We start from the raw sequence: 13,431 nt of genomic DNA on the forward strand, positions 1-13,431 counted from the left end.
AAGTGCCCCAGGATTATCGATCTACGTCACAGAATAACTTTACCGTTTCAGCACCAATTGCACTATGAGATACAAACTGATTGTGCAAAGTAACGCGTGTCATTTTCTACAAGGAAATCATCATGCTCCATCCGCGAGCCAGAACCATGCTGTTGCTGGCCCCCCCGGCGTTAATTATTGGCGTGGCATCCAGTCTGATCCTGATCGTTATTATGAAGGTCGCTTCCGTTTTACAGGCTTTCCTGTGGAAAACGCTGCCTGCCGCCATGGGCTTGCGCTTTGACTCTCCCGTCTGGACGCTGGTGATGCTGACCCTCACGGGGATTGCCGTCGGTCTGGTGGTGCGCTACAGCCCTGGCCATGCCGGGCCCGATCCGGCCACCGAACCTCTGATCGGTGCACCGGTGAATGGTAGCGCACTGCCAGGGTTAATTATCGCCCTGATTATTGGCCTGGCGGGTGGCGTGAGCCTGGGGCCGGAACACCCGGTGATGGCAGTCAATATTGCGCTGGCCGTGGCCATTGGGGCACGGACTTTCCCACGCGTGGATGCGCTCGACTGGACGATCCTGGCCTCTGCCGGCACCATTGGCGCACTGTTTGGCACCCCTGTCGCTGCCGCGCTAATTTTCTCGCAAACCCTGAGCGGTAATAATGATCTCCCCCTCTGGGATCGTCTTTTTGCCCCGCTGTTAGCGGCTGCTGCCGGCGCGCTTACCACCAGCCTCTTTTATCATCCCCACTTCTCCCTGCCCATTGCGCACTATGGGCAGATGCAGCTCGTCGATCTCTTCAGCGGCGCGGTGGTTGCGGCCATCGCCATTGCTCTGGGCATGGTGGCGGTGTGGTGTCTGCCGCGTCTGCACAGGGTCATGCACCGCCTGAACAACCCGGTGTTGATTCTTGGCGCAGGCGGTTTGCTGCTGGGGATCCTTGGCGCCATCGGCGGACCGATAACCTTATTTAAGGGGCTTGATGAGATGCAGCAGATGGCCTTTAGTCAGGTCTTCAGCGTCAGCGATTATCTGCTGTTTGCCCTGATTAAACTGGCAGCCTTAGTGGTCGCGGCCGCGTGCGGCTTTCGCGGCGGGCGTATCTTCCCGGCCGTGTTTATCGGCGCGGCGCTGGGGCTGATGCTGCACGAACACGTCGAAGCGGTGCCGGCGGCGATTACCGTTTCATGTTCGATTCTGGGGCTGGTGCTGGTGGTGACGCGGGATGCGTGGCTGAGTCTGTTTATGGCTGCGGTGGTGGTGCCGGATCTTAACCTGATGCCGTTACTCTGCATCGTCATGCTGCCCGCCTGGCTGTTGCTGGCGGGCAGACCGATGATGATCGTCGGGCGTAGAGATCGCTAATCAGGCATTATTACGCGCCTCGAGCGCACGGGTGATAGCCCCCAATAATGGCGGAATATCATGCTTCGGTAACATCACCTCAATTAGCGAAAGCCGCTCGCTGTGAGCCACCTTCTCCAGCACCTCGGCGAGTTGTACCGTTTCACTCACTCGCCAGCACTCAGCCTGACAATCCAGGCTGAGCGCCTGGGGAATTTTGGTCCAGTCCCACAGGGCAATATCGTTATAGCGTTGTTCGGGACCGTGAATGGCGCGCTCGACCGTATACCCTTCGTTGTTCAGCACCAGAATCAGAGGATGCTGGTTATCACGCAGCATCGACCCCAGCTCCTGGATGGTCAGCTGCGCGGCGCCATCACCGGTAATGGCAATCACTCTGCGATCCGGACACGCCGTCTGAGCGCCAAAGGCGGCAGCGAGCGTGTAGCCGATCGACCCCCAGATAGGCTGGACAATAAAATTCACCTCGTTCGGCAGGCAGAGATCTATGGCCCCGAACGCAGAGGTCCCCTGGTCGGCCAGAATAATATCCCCGGGGCGAATGAAGGTTTGCAGGGTTTTCCAGAAACTATCCTGCGTCAGACTGCCGTGGTGCATCGCCGTTGAAGGGAGAGGCCGGTTCGGCAGATTTCTGCCATCACTCTGTTCCCGACACAAGCGATGCAGCACCTCAATGGCCTGCGTCATGGGGATGCCGGTAAACCAGGTGTCGCCCACGCGTGACGCGTGCGGCTGCACCTCGATAGTTTGTTGCTGCGTGAGCGTGTGCGTAAAGCCCGCCGTCAGGGTGTCGGTAAAACGTGTCCCTACGCAGATCACGGTGTCTGCGCCTTCGATGGCTTCGCTTACCGCCGCGCTGCTGGCAGAACCGCTGTATGTACCGTAAAAACCCGGTTTACGTTCATCGAATATCCCTTTCCCCATCAGCATAGTGGCATGGGCAATAGGCGTTTCGCAGACCCACTGCTGAAGCTGTTTTTGCAGGCCATAACGCAATACCAGGAAGTCAGCCAGCAGCGCGGTACGTTCGCTCATCGCCAGACGTTGTTCTGCCGCCTGGCGGAAGGCTTCGAGGCGGAAACCGTCGCTCTCATACCGCTCATCGATGAGAGCGTTTACAGGCGGCGTGGCAGGTTTTTTTGCCACATCGGCAGGCAGCATCAGATAGCCGGGACGGCGCTCGCGCAGCATGGCGATCAGCACCCTGTCGATTTCATAGCAGGCGTTTTGTTCGGTGAGTAGCGCCTGCGCCACCGTAATGGATTCACTCATATTGTAAAAATGACGGAACTCGCCGTCACCAAGGGTGTGATGGAGCAACTCCCCCTTTTTCTGCGATGCGCTGCCAGGCGCACCCACAATATGCAGAACCGGTACATGTTCTGCAAAGCTGCCCGCTACGCCGTTAATGGCGCTGAGCTCCCCCACGCCAAAGGTGGTCAGAAGAGCAGCGAAGCCTTTACAACGCGCGTAGCCGTCGGCGGCATAGGCCGCATTCAGCTCATTGGCACAGCCCACCCAACCGATATCGGGGCTGTCGATGACGTGATCAAGAAACTGCAGGTTATAGTCGCCAGGCACGCCAAACAGGTGGTCTACGCCACAATCAGTAAGACGATCCAATAAATAATCAGCGACACAGTAGGGGGTACGCATAGCAGGTGTCCTTATTATGATGACTTCAATTTGAGTATTGAAGAAGCGTGATGGGTGTCCAGAAACACAAACAATGAGGTTATGGAAAGAATGCTTTACAAATTTTCGCGCTGTAATCTGCCGATCTCGTTTATTGTGTAAACGTATACACTCACCTTTATTTCCGGCTCAGAGGACGTACCTATGGTTTATCAGGCGGATAAAAACCGTTACCAGTCAATGACGTATCAGCGATGCGGAAGCAGTGGCCTTAAAATGCCCGCCATCTCGCTTGGCTTATGGCATAACTTTGGTGACACCACCCTGATCGAGAACAGCCGTCAACTATTACAGCGCGCCTTCGATTTGGGCATTACGCACTTTGACCTGGCCAATAACTACGGCCCGCCACCGGGCTCCGCTGAACGTAACTTCGGACGTATTTTGCAGGAAGATTTCCTGCCCTATCGCGATGAGCTAATCATTTCCAGCAAAGCGGGATACACCATGTGGGAGGGTCCCTACGGCGACTGGGGCTCGCGCAAGTACCTTATTGCCAGCCTTGATCAGAGCCTGAAACGCATGGGTCTGGAATATGTGGATATCTTCTACCACCATCGCCCCGATCCCGAAACGCCGCTGCAAGAGACGATGAAAGCGCTTGACCATATTGTCCGCCAGGGGAAAGCCCTGTACGTCGGGCTGTCCAACTACCCGGCCGAACTTGCGCGCCAGGCCATTGAGATTCTGAATGATTTAGGCACCCCCTGCCTTATCCACCAGCCGAAATACTCAATGTTCGAGCGCGCGCCGGAAGCTGGCCTGCTTGAGATGCTGCAAGAAAATGGCGTGGGCTGCATTGCCTTCTCGCCGCTGGCGGGTGGGCAATTAACCGACCGCTATCTGAATGGCATACCGGCCGATTCCCGCGCCGCAAGCGGCAGCCGTTTCCTCAATCCGGATCAGCTCACAGAAGAGAAGCTGAAAAAAGTGCGGATGCTGAATGCGATAGCCGAACGCCGAGGTCAGAAGTTGTCGCAAATGGCACTCGCCTGGGTGCTGAGAAATCGTGCCGTCACCTCAGTGCTGATAGGTGCCAGTAAGACAGCACAGATTGAAGATGCGGTAGGCATGCTGGCGAACCGCCATTTTGCTGCTGAAGAGTTGAGTGAAATCGAAGCGATTCTGGACAGCGCAAAATAGCAGCATTTTTAGCAAATCGTGCTTCGCCTTCTCATTTCGGAGTTACGCGCATTAAACGCGGCTTCACAGCCCCGTAAAATTGCGTTAACAGGCCGGCTTCGGCCCCGATCGTGAAGGAGAATAACAATGTTCAGGTCCCTGATTCTGGCCGCAGTTTTACTGGCTTCAGCACCGCTGGTTGCTAATGCTGGCGAAATCACCCTGTTGCCATCGATTAAATTACAAATTGGCGATCGTGATAATTACGGTAACTACTGGGACGGCGGTGGCTGGCGTGACCGCGGCTACTGGCATCGCCATTATGAATGGCGCGGCAACCACTGGCGTAAACATGATAATGGCTATCATCGTGGCTGGGATAAGCGTAAAGCTTATGAGCGCGGCTACCGTGAAGGCTGGAGAGACCGGGATGATCATCGCGGAGGTCGTGGTCGCGGCCATGGCCATGGTCACGGACATCACCACTAATACGAAAAAGGAGCCTACCGGCTCCTTTTTTATCACTCCATGTTTACAACCCCAGCGCTGTCCCGATAAGCAACCAGAGGTTAAGCGCAACCACTACCACGACGATCGCCCATCCGATTCGCTTCACCATTTTCGAGTTGACGAGCTCACCCATCAGGGATTTGTCACTGGTAAAAATCAGCAAGGGCACCAGCGCCAGCGCAATACCAAAGCTCAGCAGCACCTGGCTCATGACCAGAATCCGCGTCGGATCGAGCCCCATCAGAATCACAATGAATGAAGGCATCATCGTAATGGTACGGCGTACCCACAGTGGAATATGAAAGCGCACAAACCCCTGCATAACAACCTGCCCTGCCAGCGTGCCAACGACCGTAGAGGAGAGTCCGGCAGCCACCAGGCTCAGGCCGAAAATCGTGGCGGCAGCGTGGCTTAACAGCGGTTCAAGGGTCAGATAGGCCTGATCAAGATCGGCAATCCCGGTATGGCCATTAAAATGAAAGGCCGCTGCTGCAGTAGCCATCATGGCCAGGTTAACAAAACCGGCGATGGTCATTGCGAGCGCCACATCCCATTTCGTTGCGGAATACTGCTCCTTTGGCGATCCCTGATGCAGATGCTGGGTTAAAGAAGAGTGCAAATAAATGACGTGCGGCATAATGGTCGCCCCCAGAACCCCGGCGGCGAGGAATACCGCTTCCGATGTCGGCAGGCTCGGAATGGCCATCCCCTTCGTTAACTGCACAAAGTCCGGCTGCGAGAAGACCAGCTCGACAATGTAGGCCGCCGCCACAAATAGCAGCAGGCCGCCAATGACCAGCTCAAGTGGTTTTTGCCCACGTCGCTGAAGCATCAAAATCAGGAAAGTGGCGATACCCGTTAAGACCGCGCCCTGCAACAGGGAAATCCCAAGAATCAACTTAAAGCCGATGGCCGCGCCAATGAATTCTGCCAGGTCAGTGGCCATGGCGATGATTTCTGCCTGCACCCAATAAAACCAGACCAGCGGACGCGGGTAGTGGTCGCGGATCTGCTCCGCCAGATTTTTCCCGGTTGCGATACCCAGTTTGGCCGACAGCACCTGAATCAACATTGCCATCAGGTTCGCCCAGACCACCACCCACAGCAATTTATAACCGAAGCTGGCGCCGGCCTGAATATTGGTCGCAAAGTTACCCGGATCGATATAACCAATCGCAGCGATGAACGCAGGTCCCATTAATGCGAAACGCATCTTGCGTGCTGCGCGGCCGCTGCTACTCTCAACGCGACTGTTCGTCATCTCTGCCTCTAAAATATAGCCTTTGCTATGTTTAATGCTATCAAAATGCGAATGATTATCAAGTTCATTTGCGATGGTTGTATTGATGACTGTGATAGCTAAGAACAATGATCAGGCTGGAAAATAAAAATAGACGTAGCGCAGATTGAATGCGCCCATATTTGTGAAGCGTAGCACACGAACTTAACTTTTAACTCATTTACATAACATAACAAAATTGTATGGTGTGTCACTATTTTTGAGTCTCGTCACAGGACGTGACTATAGTGTGGCTTTGATCTCGTTTTCTTTACTGTTGTTACATAGAATGTGCACGGAAATTAAACCTGCCTCATATTTGGAGCAAATATGGACCGCGTCCTTCATTTTGTCCTGGCACTCGTTGTCGTTACAGCGCTTGCGTTGCTGGTCAGCCATGACCGCAAAAAAATCCGCATTCGCTATGTTGTACAGTTACTCGTTATTGAAGTTTTACTCGCCTGGTTCTTCCTGAACTCCGACGTGGGTCTTGGCTTCGTAAAAGGCTTCTCCGAAATGTTTGAAAAACTGCTCGGATTCGCAAATGAAGGGACCAACTTCGTATTCGGTAAAATGAATGATGAAGGTCTGGCATTCTTCTTCCTGAAAGTTCTGTGCCCTATCGTCTTCATCTCTGCGCTGATCGGTATTCTGCAGCACATTCGCATTCTGCCCATTGTGATCCGCGCTATCGGTACAGTACTGTCCAAAGTCAATGGCATGGGCAAACTGGAATCTTTCAACGCCGTCAGCTCGCTGATCCTGGGTCAGTCTGAGAACTTTATCGCCTATAAAGATATCCTCGGCAAGATGTCCCGTAACCGCATGTACACCATGGCGGCAACCGCAATGTCGACTGTATCCATGTCTATCGTGGGCGCATATATGACAATGCTGGAACCGAAATTCGTGGTTGCGGCGCTGGTTCTGAACATGTTCAGCACCTTCATTGTTCTGTCACTGATCAACCCGTACCGCGTGGATGAGAGTGAAGAGAACCTGCAGATGGCAAATCTGCACGAAGGTCAGAGCTTCTTCGAAATGCTGGGTGAATACATCCTGGCTGGTTTTAAAGTTGCGATTATCGTTGCTGCGATGCTGATCGGCTTCATTGCCCTGATCTCCGCACTGAATGCCCTGTTTGCTGCGGTACTGGGCATCTCCTTCCAGGGGATTCTGGGTTATATCTTCTACCCGGTTGCATGGGTGATGGGTGTTCCGGCAAGCGAAGCGCTTCAGGTTGGCAGTATTATGGCCACCAAACTGGTCTCTAACGAATTCGTTGCCATGATGGACCTGCAAAAGATCGCGGGCACCCTGTCGCCGCGCGCGGAAGGCATCCTGTCTGTATTCCTGGTCTCCTTCGCTAACTTCTCTTCTATCGGCATTATCGCGGGCGCGATTAAAGGCCTGAACGAAGAGCAGGGTAACGTGGTTTCTCGCTTCGGTCTGAAGCTGGTGTACGGTTCTACGCTGGTTAGCGTCCTGTCTGCTTCTATCGCAGCACTGGTTCTGTAATACGACGCTGTAAAAGCAACCGGGAGCAAATGCTCCCGGTTTTTTTATCCCTGTAATTCCGCTAAAGGCATCGGTTTGCCTATCAAATAGCCCTGAAGATAGTCCACACCGAAACGCAGCAGCATGTCGCGCTGCTCAGGCGTTTCCACATATTCAGCTACCACAGAAAGCGCTTTCGTTTTTGCCAGATTGCAAATAGATTGCACAATCATGGCATCCATATTGTCGGTACAGATATCTTTCACAAAACAGCCATCGATCTTAATGATGTCTGCCTCCAGGCGCTTAAGACGCTCATAGTTGGCGTAACCTGACCCAAAGTCATCAATCGCAATGCGGAAACCGTAGTCCCTGAGCTGCTGGATATTTTTGATGCTGCTTCCGGAGTTCGAAAAAGCCTGCTCTTCGGTTATCTCGATGACGACGGTCTGCGGGGCCACCCCGTAACGCTCAAAGAGGCCGATGATCTCTGCAGCCACCTCTTGCTGCATCAGCGTCATCGGCAGCAGATTGACGGAAAACCGTGTCCCGGCATCCGTCACGGGGTGCTGGCGTAGCCAAATGAGCAGATTCTCAACGACGTTAAGATCAAAGCGATGGCTCAGGTTAAATTGGGCAATCAGCGGAATGAAGCGATCGGGGGTGATAATCTCACCTTCACTCTCCAGACGTGAGAGAATTTCATAGTAACCTTTCCCCTCAGCATCCCGTATCGCCTGGGCGTAAAGATGTAAGCCCCCCTCTTCAAGAGCGCGTTTAATGCGGCCCAGCAGCAATACCCTGTCGGTGGTTTGGCCGGAGGCATCTTCAATCCTGTTGGTGAGCGCCAGCACATTATGCGCGGCACAGGATTGCTCAGCCAGCCAGCTCAGTTGCCCCAGCGTATGATGCAGATGTTCACCATTCTCAACCTCTCCCCACGAGGCGCCAAATTCAATATCCAGCCCGGTGTTGTTCCAGACAATTTTACGGCTGTTGAGTCGGTCGACCATATGCTGCAGTCGCTCGGCCGTCCCCGGCCCCAGCAACGCCAGTACCAGCTCACTTCCGGGTAGCTGGAATAGCGTCTCGTCCTTTTGCAGTAACGGCTGTAACGATGCGGTGATCCTGCGTTTGCAATGAACCCGCATAAGAATGCCGTAATGGCGACTTAGAAACTCGAGATTATCCATGCGCAGGCAACAAAGTTTCGCGCCAGGGTGGATTTGTAGAAAGTCTTCCAGTGCGCGAATGTTAGGTAAACCGGTAAGCGGATCGGTGAGCGCCCTCTCCTGCCAGCCCTGCTTAAGCCATTCACTTCGCTGGTAGATCTTCGACATATAGAGTAAACAGATCGCAAAAGAGATCAGTACAGAAAGGATGAAGGAGAGAGAATGGCCCGACTCGACCCCTGTAAGAAAGTTGTAATTGTAGGTTAACAGCAGAAGCGCGGTTGCAGCCCAGAACAGCGAGATAAGCGCATAGCTCAGGCGACTAATACCTAACGTAAAGAGGATAAAAATAATCGGCATTAAATATCCCGCAATGATGGGTGACTCTACGGGAGCACATAAAATGGCGATAATGAGAATTAAAAGCAGTAACCAAATGACGATATATAACGATTTTTTGTGAAAAAAGACGGGCTTCACGCTCTGTAGCCAGAACGTTCTGGCGTAGCGGGGATTAATTATCATTCTTAACGGATAATAGAACATCATGGTAAAAATTAACGCTGCACAAATCAGGCTCTGAATATCCACAACGTTATATATTGCCGTTCCCTCGCCGAAAAATGTCGATATTGTTACCGGGAAAAGAAATAGATAACCAGCAAGATACATCGATAATTTGATACCTATCGGCACCATAAAACCGAGCCAGAAAATACGTAACCCGACATATTTGTTGGGCACGCGGTAGCGCCAGCGCTTGCCTAGCATGAGACGCATCATGCCACAGACGGCAAACACCGAAAAAGTCTGACAAAACAATAATACAGCATGTTGTAGCGGTGCTAAACTTACGCTTAATATGTTAGTAGCAATAAAACTTAAAAGAACAGGAATAATCGCCCGACGACCAAATAACAGTATAACCGCCAGCATAACGCTTAACGGTAGCCATGCTAAATAGACATCATGCCCATTTACCATAGCGCGCGGAGAAAGATATCGGGAAAAGGGCACAGTAATCAGACATAGCGTCAGCGCTGTTATAAATATCTTTACATTATTGTAAGCTTTTCTGTTCATTAAATTAAATAATCTATTAACCGTTTGCCTCATTGACCGGATGGATAATAGGTTTATTAATTGCGCGAATCAAGTTCAAGTCTATTTAGAGACCTGTTTATTGATATAGATTGAGTCAAGGTATAGAAAGCATTATTTCTGGCAACAAAAAGTGCGAATAGATGTTACATAGGCATAAAAAAACCCCCGTCTTTCGACGAGGGTCTAAATTTTGGTGGAGCTAAGCGGGATCGAACCGCTGACCTCCTGCATGCCATGCAGGCGCTCTCCCAGCTGAGCTATAGCCCCAACGCGTTGCTTATACGAACCTCACTCTGTTGGGTTCAGAGTTTGGTGGAGCTAAGCGGGATCGAACCGCTGACCTCCTGCATGCCATGCAGGCGCTCTCCCAGCTGAGCTATAGCCCCATACGTAAAGCTTGTCGTGTTGACGGGCGGCATCATATGAATTCCGCTGCGGAGTGTCAACGGCAAATTCAGCCGTCAGTGATTGATCGCCGAAAAATCAGGCAAATGAACCACATTGCGAGGAGACTCGCAGCCTGTAGTTATACTTGTCACGTTTTGACGTTAAATGATGCTATAAGATGAAACCTCAATTAACCCTGGTAATTCTCTGGAAATGGCATGATCAAGGAAAGAATGACGCCGGAGGAGTTGGCCCGACTCACTGGCTACAGTCGACAAACCATCAATAAATGGGTGCGCAAAGAGGGCTGGGCAACGTCGCCAAAGCCTGGCGTACAGGGTGGAAAAGCACGCCTGGTGCATGTGAACGATAAAGTTCGCGATTTTATCCGCAGCGCACGCAGGGCACCCGACGCCGCGACCTTACCAGAAATAGCCGGAGACAACTCGCTCTCTGCCCTGCTCCTGACGCTGGCAAATGAGATGACACCAAAAGAGCAGAAACAGCTCTCCTCTTTATTACTCCGGGAAGGGATCTCGGGATTGTTACAACGCTTAGGGATACGTGATTAAACGCTTATGAAAAGCTTACGCAGCAAAATGACCACCGAGGAGCTGGCGGATAGTCTGGGTGTTGCCAGGCAGACCGTGAATCGCTGGATACGTAAAAACGGCTGGAAAACAGAAGGGATTAACGGGGTCAAAGGTGGACGCGCTCGCCTGGTCTATATTGATGCTCAGGTGCGTAAACACATCATGAATATTCCGGCGATCCGTAAACGTCAAGCGCTCTACCAACTGGCGGAAAGTATCCCTCCATATGGTGATAACAGACCCACTGCTGTTTTACGGCAAATTACCGATGCGCTAGAGAAGATGACGGCAGATGAGCAAGAACGTCTGGCATTGCTGTTGGCACGGGAAGGGATAAAAGGTTTTCTCACCCGCCTCAATCTGCAGGCAAGCGGGACATAAAAAAAACGGCAGGCTTGACCCTGCCGTTTTTACATCCTGACGAGATTACTGCTGGCTTTCGCGCTCGGCGATATAGCCCAGCGCTTTATTGATACGCGCCACGCTGCGTGATTTGCCAATTGCGTGTACGGTAACGTCCAGCGCCGGAGACTGACCCGCACCGGTAACGGCTACGCGCAGCGGCATGCCCACTTTACCCATCCCCACTTCCAGTTCATCGGCAGTCGCCTGAATGGCATTATGCACAGCTTCAGCGCTCCAGTCGGTAAGGGCAGCCAGTTTATCGCGAACCACTTCCAGAGGCTGACGCGCAACCGGACGCAGGTGTTTCTTCGCCGCATCTGCATCAAACTGCTCGAAATCTTCATAGAAATAGCGGCAGCTTTCGGCAATTTCTTTCAGCGTTTTGCAGCGCTCGCCGAGCAGTTTCACCAGCTCAGCCAGCTGCGGGCCATTGCGGGTGTCGATGTTAGCCTGCTCAATATGCCATTGCAGATAGGTTGCAACGTATTCTGGCTGCATCGTATTGATGTAGTGATGGTTCAGCCACAGCAGCTTATCAGTATTGAATGCACTGGCCGATTTGCTCACCGCGCCCAAAGAGAAAAGCTTAATCATCTCTTCACGGCTGAAAATTTCCTGATCGCCATTAGACCAGCCCAGACGCACCAGATAGTTCAGCAGGGCTTCCGGCAGATAACCATCGTCGCGGTACTGCATCACGCTAACGGCACCATGACGTTTCGACAGTTTTTTGCCGTCGTCACCGTTGATCATGGAGACATGCGCATAGACCGGTACCGGTGCGTTCAGCGCCTTGAGGATGTTGATCTGACGTGGCGTGTTATTGATATGATCTTCACCACGGATCACGTGGGTAATCTCCATATCCCAGTCATCAACGACTACGCAGAAATTATAGGTTGGTGAGCCATCGGTACGACGGATGATCAGGTCATCAAGCTCCAGGTTACTGAACTCAATCGGACCACGGATCTGATCGTCGAAGATCACCGAGCCCTCTTCCGGGTTGGCGAAACGCACTACGCAAGGTTCATCATCTGCGTGGTGCTCATGACCGTGGCGGCAGCGGCCGTCGTAACGCGGCTTTTCATTATTTGCCATCTGCGACTCACGCAGCGCCTCAAGACGCTCTTTAGAGCAGTAGCATTTGTAGGCGGTGCCCGCTTCCAGCATCTCATCGATAACGGCGTTATAGCGGTCAAAACGTTTGGTCTGGAAGTAAGGGCCTTCATCCCACTCCAGATTCAGCCAGTTCATGCCATCCATGATGGCTTCAATTGCTTCCGGCGTAGAACGCTCAAGGTCGGTATCTTCGATACGCAGAACGAAATCACCGCCGTTGTGACGCGCAAAAAGCCAGGAATAGAGAGCAGTACGCGCACCGCCGACGTGCAGATAGCCGGTAGGGCTTGGCGCGAAGCGAGTTTTGATTTTCATGAAGTGGCCTTACAGTAATAAAGATGCCGACAACCGGCATATCCTGGAAATGAGAGTGGGCAATATTCTATCACTCCAGCCTGAATCCTCAATCTTGTTGCAGCCGGAACCGCCACCTTTGCCATTTTTGTATAGAAATCATGCTGCCTGGCGCGTTTTGCGATCGTTTTGCCTAATTTTACGACGAACAAACAAAATCTTTAGAAAAGGCGTTGACTCATTTTCAACTCTCCCTATAATGCGACTCCACACAGCGGGGGTGATTAGCTCAGTTGGTAGAGCATCTCCTTTACACGGAGGGGGTCGGCGGTTCGAGCCCGTCATCACCCACCATCTACTTCGATGGCTCGCAGTGTAGATAAGAATTGAGATTGGGCGATTAGCTCAGTTGGTAGAGCATCTCCTTTACACGGAGGGGGTCGGCGGTTCGAGCCCGTCATCGCCCACCATTCTCACCTTATCGCAGCAGTTCCGAAATGGGCGATTAGCTCAGTTGGTAGAGCATCTCCTTTACACGGAGGGGGTCGGCGGTTCGAGCCCGTCATCGCCCACCATTTCGGGTCGTTAGCTCAGTTGGTAGAGCAGTTGACTTTTAATCAATTGGTCGCAGGTTCGAATCCTGCACGACCCACCAATGTAAAAAAGCGCCCTAAAGGCGCTTTTTTGCTATCTGCGATTTGAAAGATTCGAACCTGCAGCAGGCTCGAGCCGAACGCAGTGAGGCACCGGAGCCGTTTACGGCGACGGCCCGAAGGGCGAGCGAAGCGAGTCATCCTGCACGACCCACCAATGTAAAAAAGCGCCCTAAAGGCGCTTTTTTGCTATCTGAGATTTGAACGCTCTATGCCCTTGCCCACCTCCGGTAACTCCCC

General features: G+C 52.5%; 10 protein-coding genes, 6 tRNA genes and 1 other RNA gene. 11 read left to right on the plus strand and 6 right to left on the minus strand.

What is annotated here, in order from left to right; translation table 11 throughout:
- The first annotated feature begins 122 nt into the window (after nucleotides 1-122).
- On the plus strand, nucleotides 123-1,358 hold the full coding sequence (locus WFN75_RS11555) for an ion channel protein (protein ID WP_336996183.1): 1,236 nt from the start codon (nucleotides 123-125) through the stop codon (nucleotides 1,356-1,358).
- On the opposite strand, the gene ipdC is transcribed toward WFN75_RS11555, so the two are convergent.
- A complete protein-coding gene (gene ipdC, locus WFN75_RS11560; RefSeq protein ID WP_263617212.1) occupies nucleotides 1,359-3,014 on the minus strand; it encodes an indolepyruvate decarboxylase in 1,656 nt (551 codons plus the stop codon).
- Nucleotides 3,015-3,197: 183 nt separating this feature from the next.
- Between ipdC and mgrA the strand changes: the two genes are divergently transcribed.
- Together mgrA and ypeC are read left to right on the plus strand one after the other, a co-directional pair.
- Nucleotides 3,198-4,196, plus strand: coding sequence for an L-glyceraldehyde 3-phosphate reductase (gene mgrA / locus WFN75_RS11565; RefSeq protein ID WP_263617213.1), 999 nt, complete (start codon nucleotides 3,198-3,200; stop codon nucleotides 4,194-4,196).
- Nucleotides 4,197-4,322: 126 nt separating this feature from the next.
- Nucleotides 4,323-4,664, plus strand: coding sequence for a DUF2502 domain-containing protein YpeC (gene ypeC, locus WFN75_RS11570; RefSeq protein WP_046884654.1), 342 nt, complete (start codon nucleotides 4,323-4,325; stop codon nucleotides 4,662-4,664).
- A gap of 43 nt (nucleotides 4,665-4,707) precedes the next feature.
- Here the strand turns inward: ypeC and WFN75_RS11575 are convergent, their stop codons facing one another.
- Nucleotides 4,708-5,946, minus strand: coding sequence for an Nramp family divalent metal transporter (locus WFN75_RS11575; RefSeq protein ID WP_046884920.1), 1,239 nt, complete (start codon nucleotides 5,944-5,946; stop codon nucleotides 4,708-4,710).
- Between the two features lie 348 nt (nucleotides 5,947-6,294).
- Between WFN75_RS11575 and WFN75_RS11580 the strand changes: the two genes are divergently transcribed.
- On the plus strand, nucleotides 6,295-7,482 hold the full coding sequence (locus tag WFN75_RS11580) for a NupC/NupG family nucleoside CNT transporter (RefSeq protein WP_046884653.1): 1,188 nt from the start codon (nucleotides 6,295-6,297) through the stop codon (nucleotides 7,480-7,482).
- Between the two features lie 44 nt (nucleotides 7,483-7,526).
- Here WFN75_RS11580 and WFN75_RS11585 read toward each other — a convergent pair whose 3' ends face one another.
- The 3 genes from WFN75_RS11585 to WFN75_RS11595 form a co-directional block, all read right to left on the minus strand.
- The gene (locus tag WFN75_RS11585) at nucleotides 7,527-9,716 is read right to left on the minus strand and encodes a sensor domain-containing phosphodiesterase (RefSeq protein ID WP_263617214.1); all 2,190 of its coding nucleotides are present in this window, start codon (nucleotides 9,714-9,716) and stop codon (nucleotides 7,527-7,529) included.
- Nucleotides 9,717-9,928: 212 nt separating this feature from the next.
- Nucleotides 9,929-10,004: transfer RNA gene (locus WFN75_RS11590), tRNA-Ala, on the minus strand.
- 43 nt (nucleotides 10,005-10,047) lie between these two features.
- Nucleotides 10,048-10,123 (minus strand) — tRNA-Ala (locus WFN75_RS11595).
- 219 nt (nucleotides 10,124-10,342) lie between these two features.
- On the opposite strand from WFN75_RS11595, the gene WFN75_RS11600 reads away from it, so the two are divergent.
- Entirely contained in the window at nucleotides 10,343-10,696 is a 354-nt protein-coding gene (locus WFN75_RS11600; RefSeq protein WP_040074598.1) for a YfeC-like transcriptional regulator, read from the plus strand.
- A gap of 6 nt (nucleotides 10,697-10,702) precedes the next feature.
- Nucleotides 10,703-11,098, plus strand: coding sequence for a YfeC-like transcriptional regulator (locus tag WFN75_RS11605; RefSeq protein ID WP_212478493.1), 396 nt, complete (start codon nucleotides 10,703-10,705; stop codon nucleotides 11,096-11,098).
- A gap of 45 nt (nucleotides 11,099-11,143) precedes the next feature.
- Here WFN75_RS11605 and gltX read toward each other — a convergent pair whose 3' ends face one another.
- Nucleotides 11,144-12,559 carry a glutamate--tRNA ligase gene (gene gltX, locus WFN75_RS11610; protein WP_212478492.1) on the minus strand — a complete coding sequence of 472 codons (1,416 nt, stop codon included), beginning with the start codon at nucleotides 12,557-12,559 and terminating at the stop codon, nucleotides 11,144-11,146.
- Nucleotides 12,560-12,816: 257 nt separating this feature from the next.
- Between gltX and WFN75_RS11615 the strand changes: the two genes are divergently transcribed.
- From WFN75_RS11615 to WFN75_RS11635, 5 genes are all read left to right on the plus strand, one after another.
- Nucleotides 12,817-12,892, plus strand: a tRNA-Val gene (locus tag WFN75_RS11615).
- 40 nt (nucleotides 12,893-12,932) lie between these two features.
- Nucleotides 12,933-13,008: transfer RNA gene (locus WFN75_RS11620), tRNA-Val, on the plus strand.
- A 29-nt stretch (nucleotides 13,009-13,037) separates the two neighbouring features.
- A tRNA-Val gene (locus tag WFN75_RS11625) sits at nucleotides 13,038-13,113 on the plus strand.
- A 4-nt stretch (nucleotides 13,114-13,117) separates the two neighbouring features.
- Nucleotides 13,118-13,193 (plus strand) — tRNA-Lys (locus WFN75_RS11630).
- A gap of 29 nt (nucleotides 13,194-13,222) precedes the next feature.
- Nucleotides 13,223-13,348, plus strand: a non-coding RNA gene (locus WFN75_RS11635) — RtT sRNA.
- The last annotated feature ends 83 nt before the right edge of the window (nucleotides 13,349-13,431 follow it).

Source organism: Leclercia sp. UBA7405 (assembly GCF_037152215.1).
Classification (GTDB): Bacteria; Pseudomonadota; Gammaproteobacteria; order Enterobacterales; family Enterobacteriaceae; genus Enterobacter; species Enterobacter pneumoniae.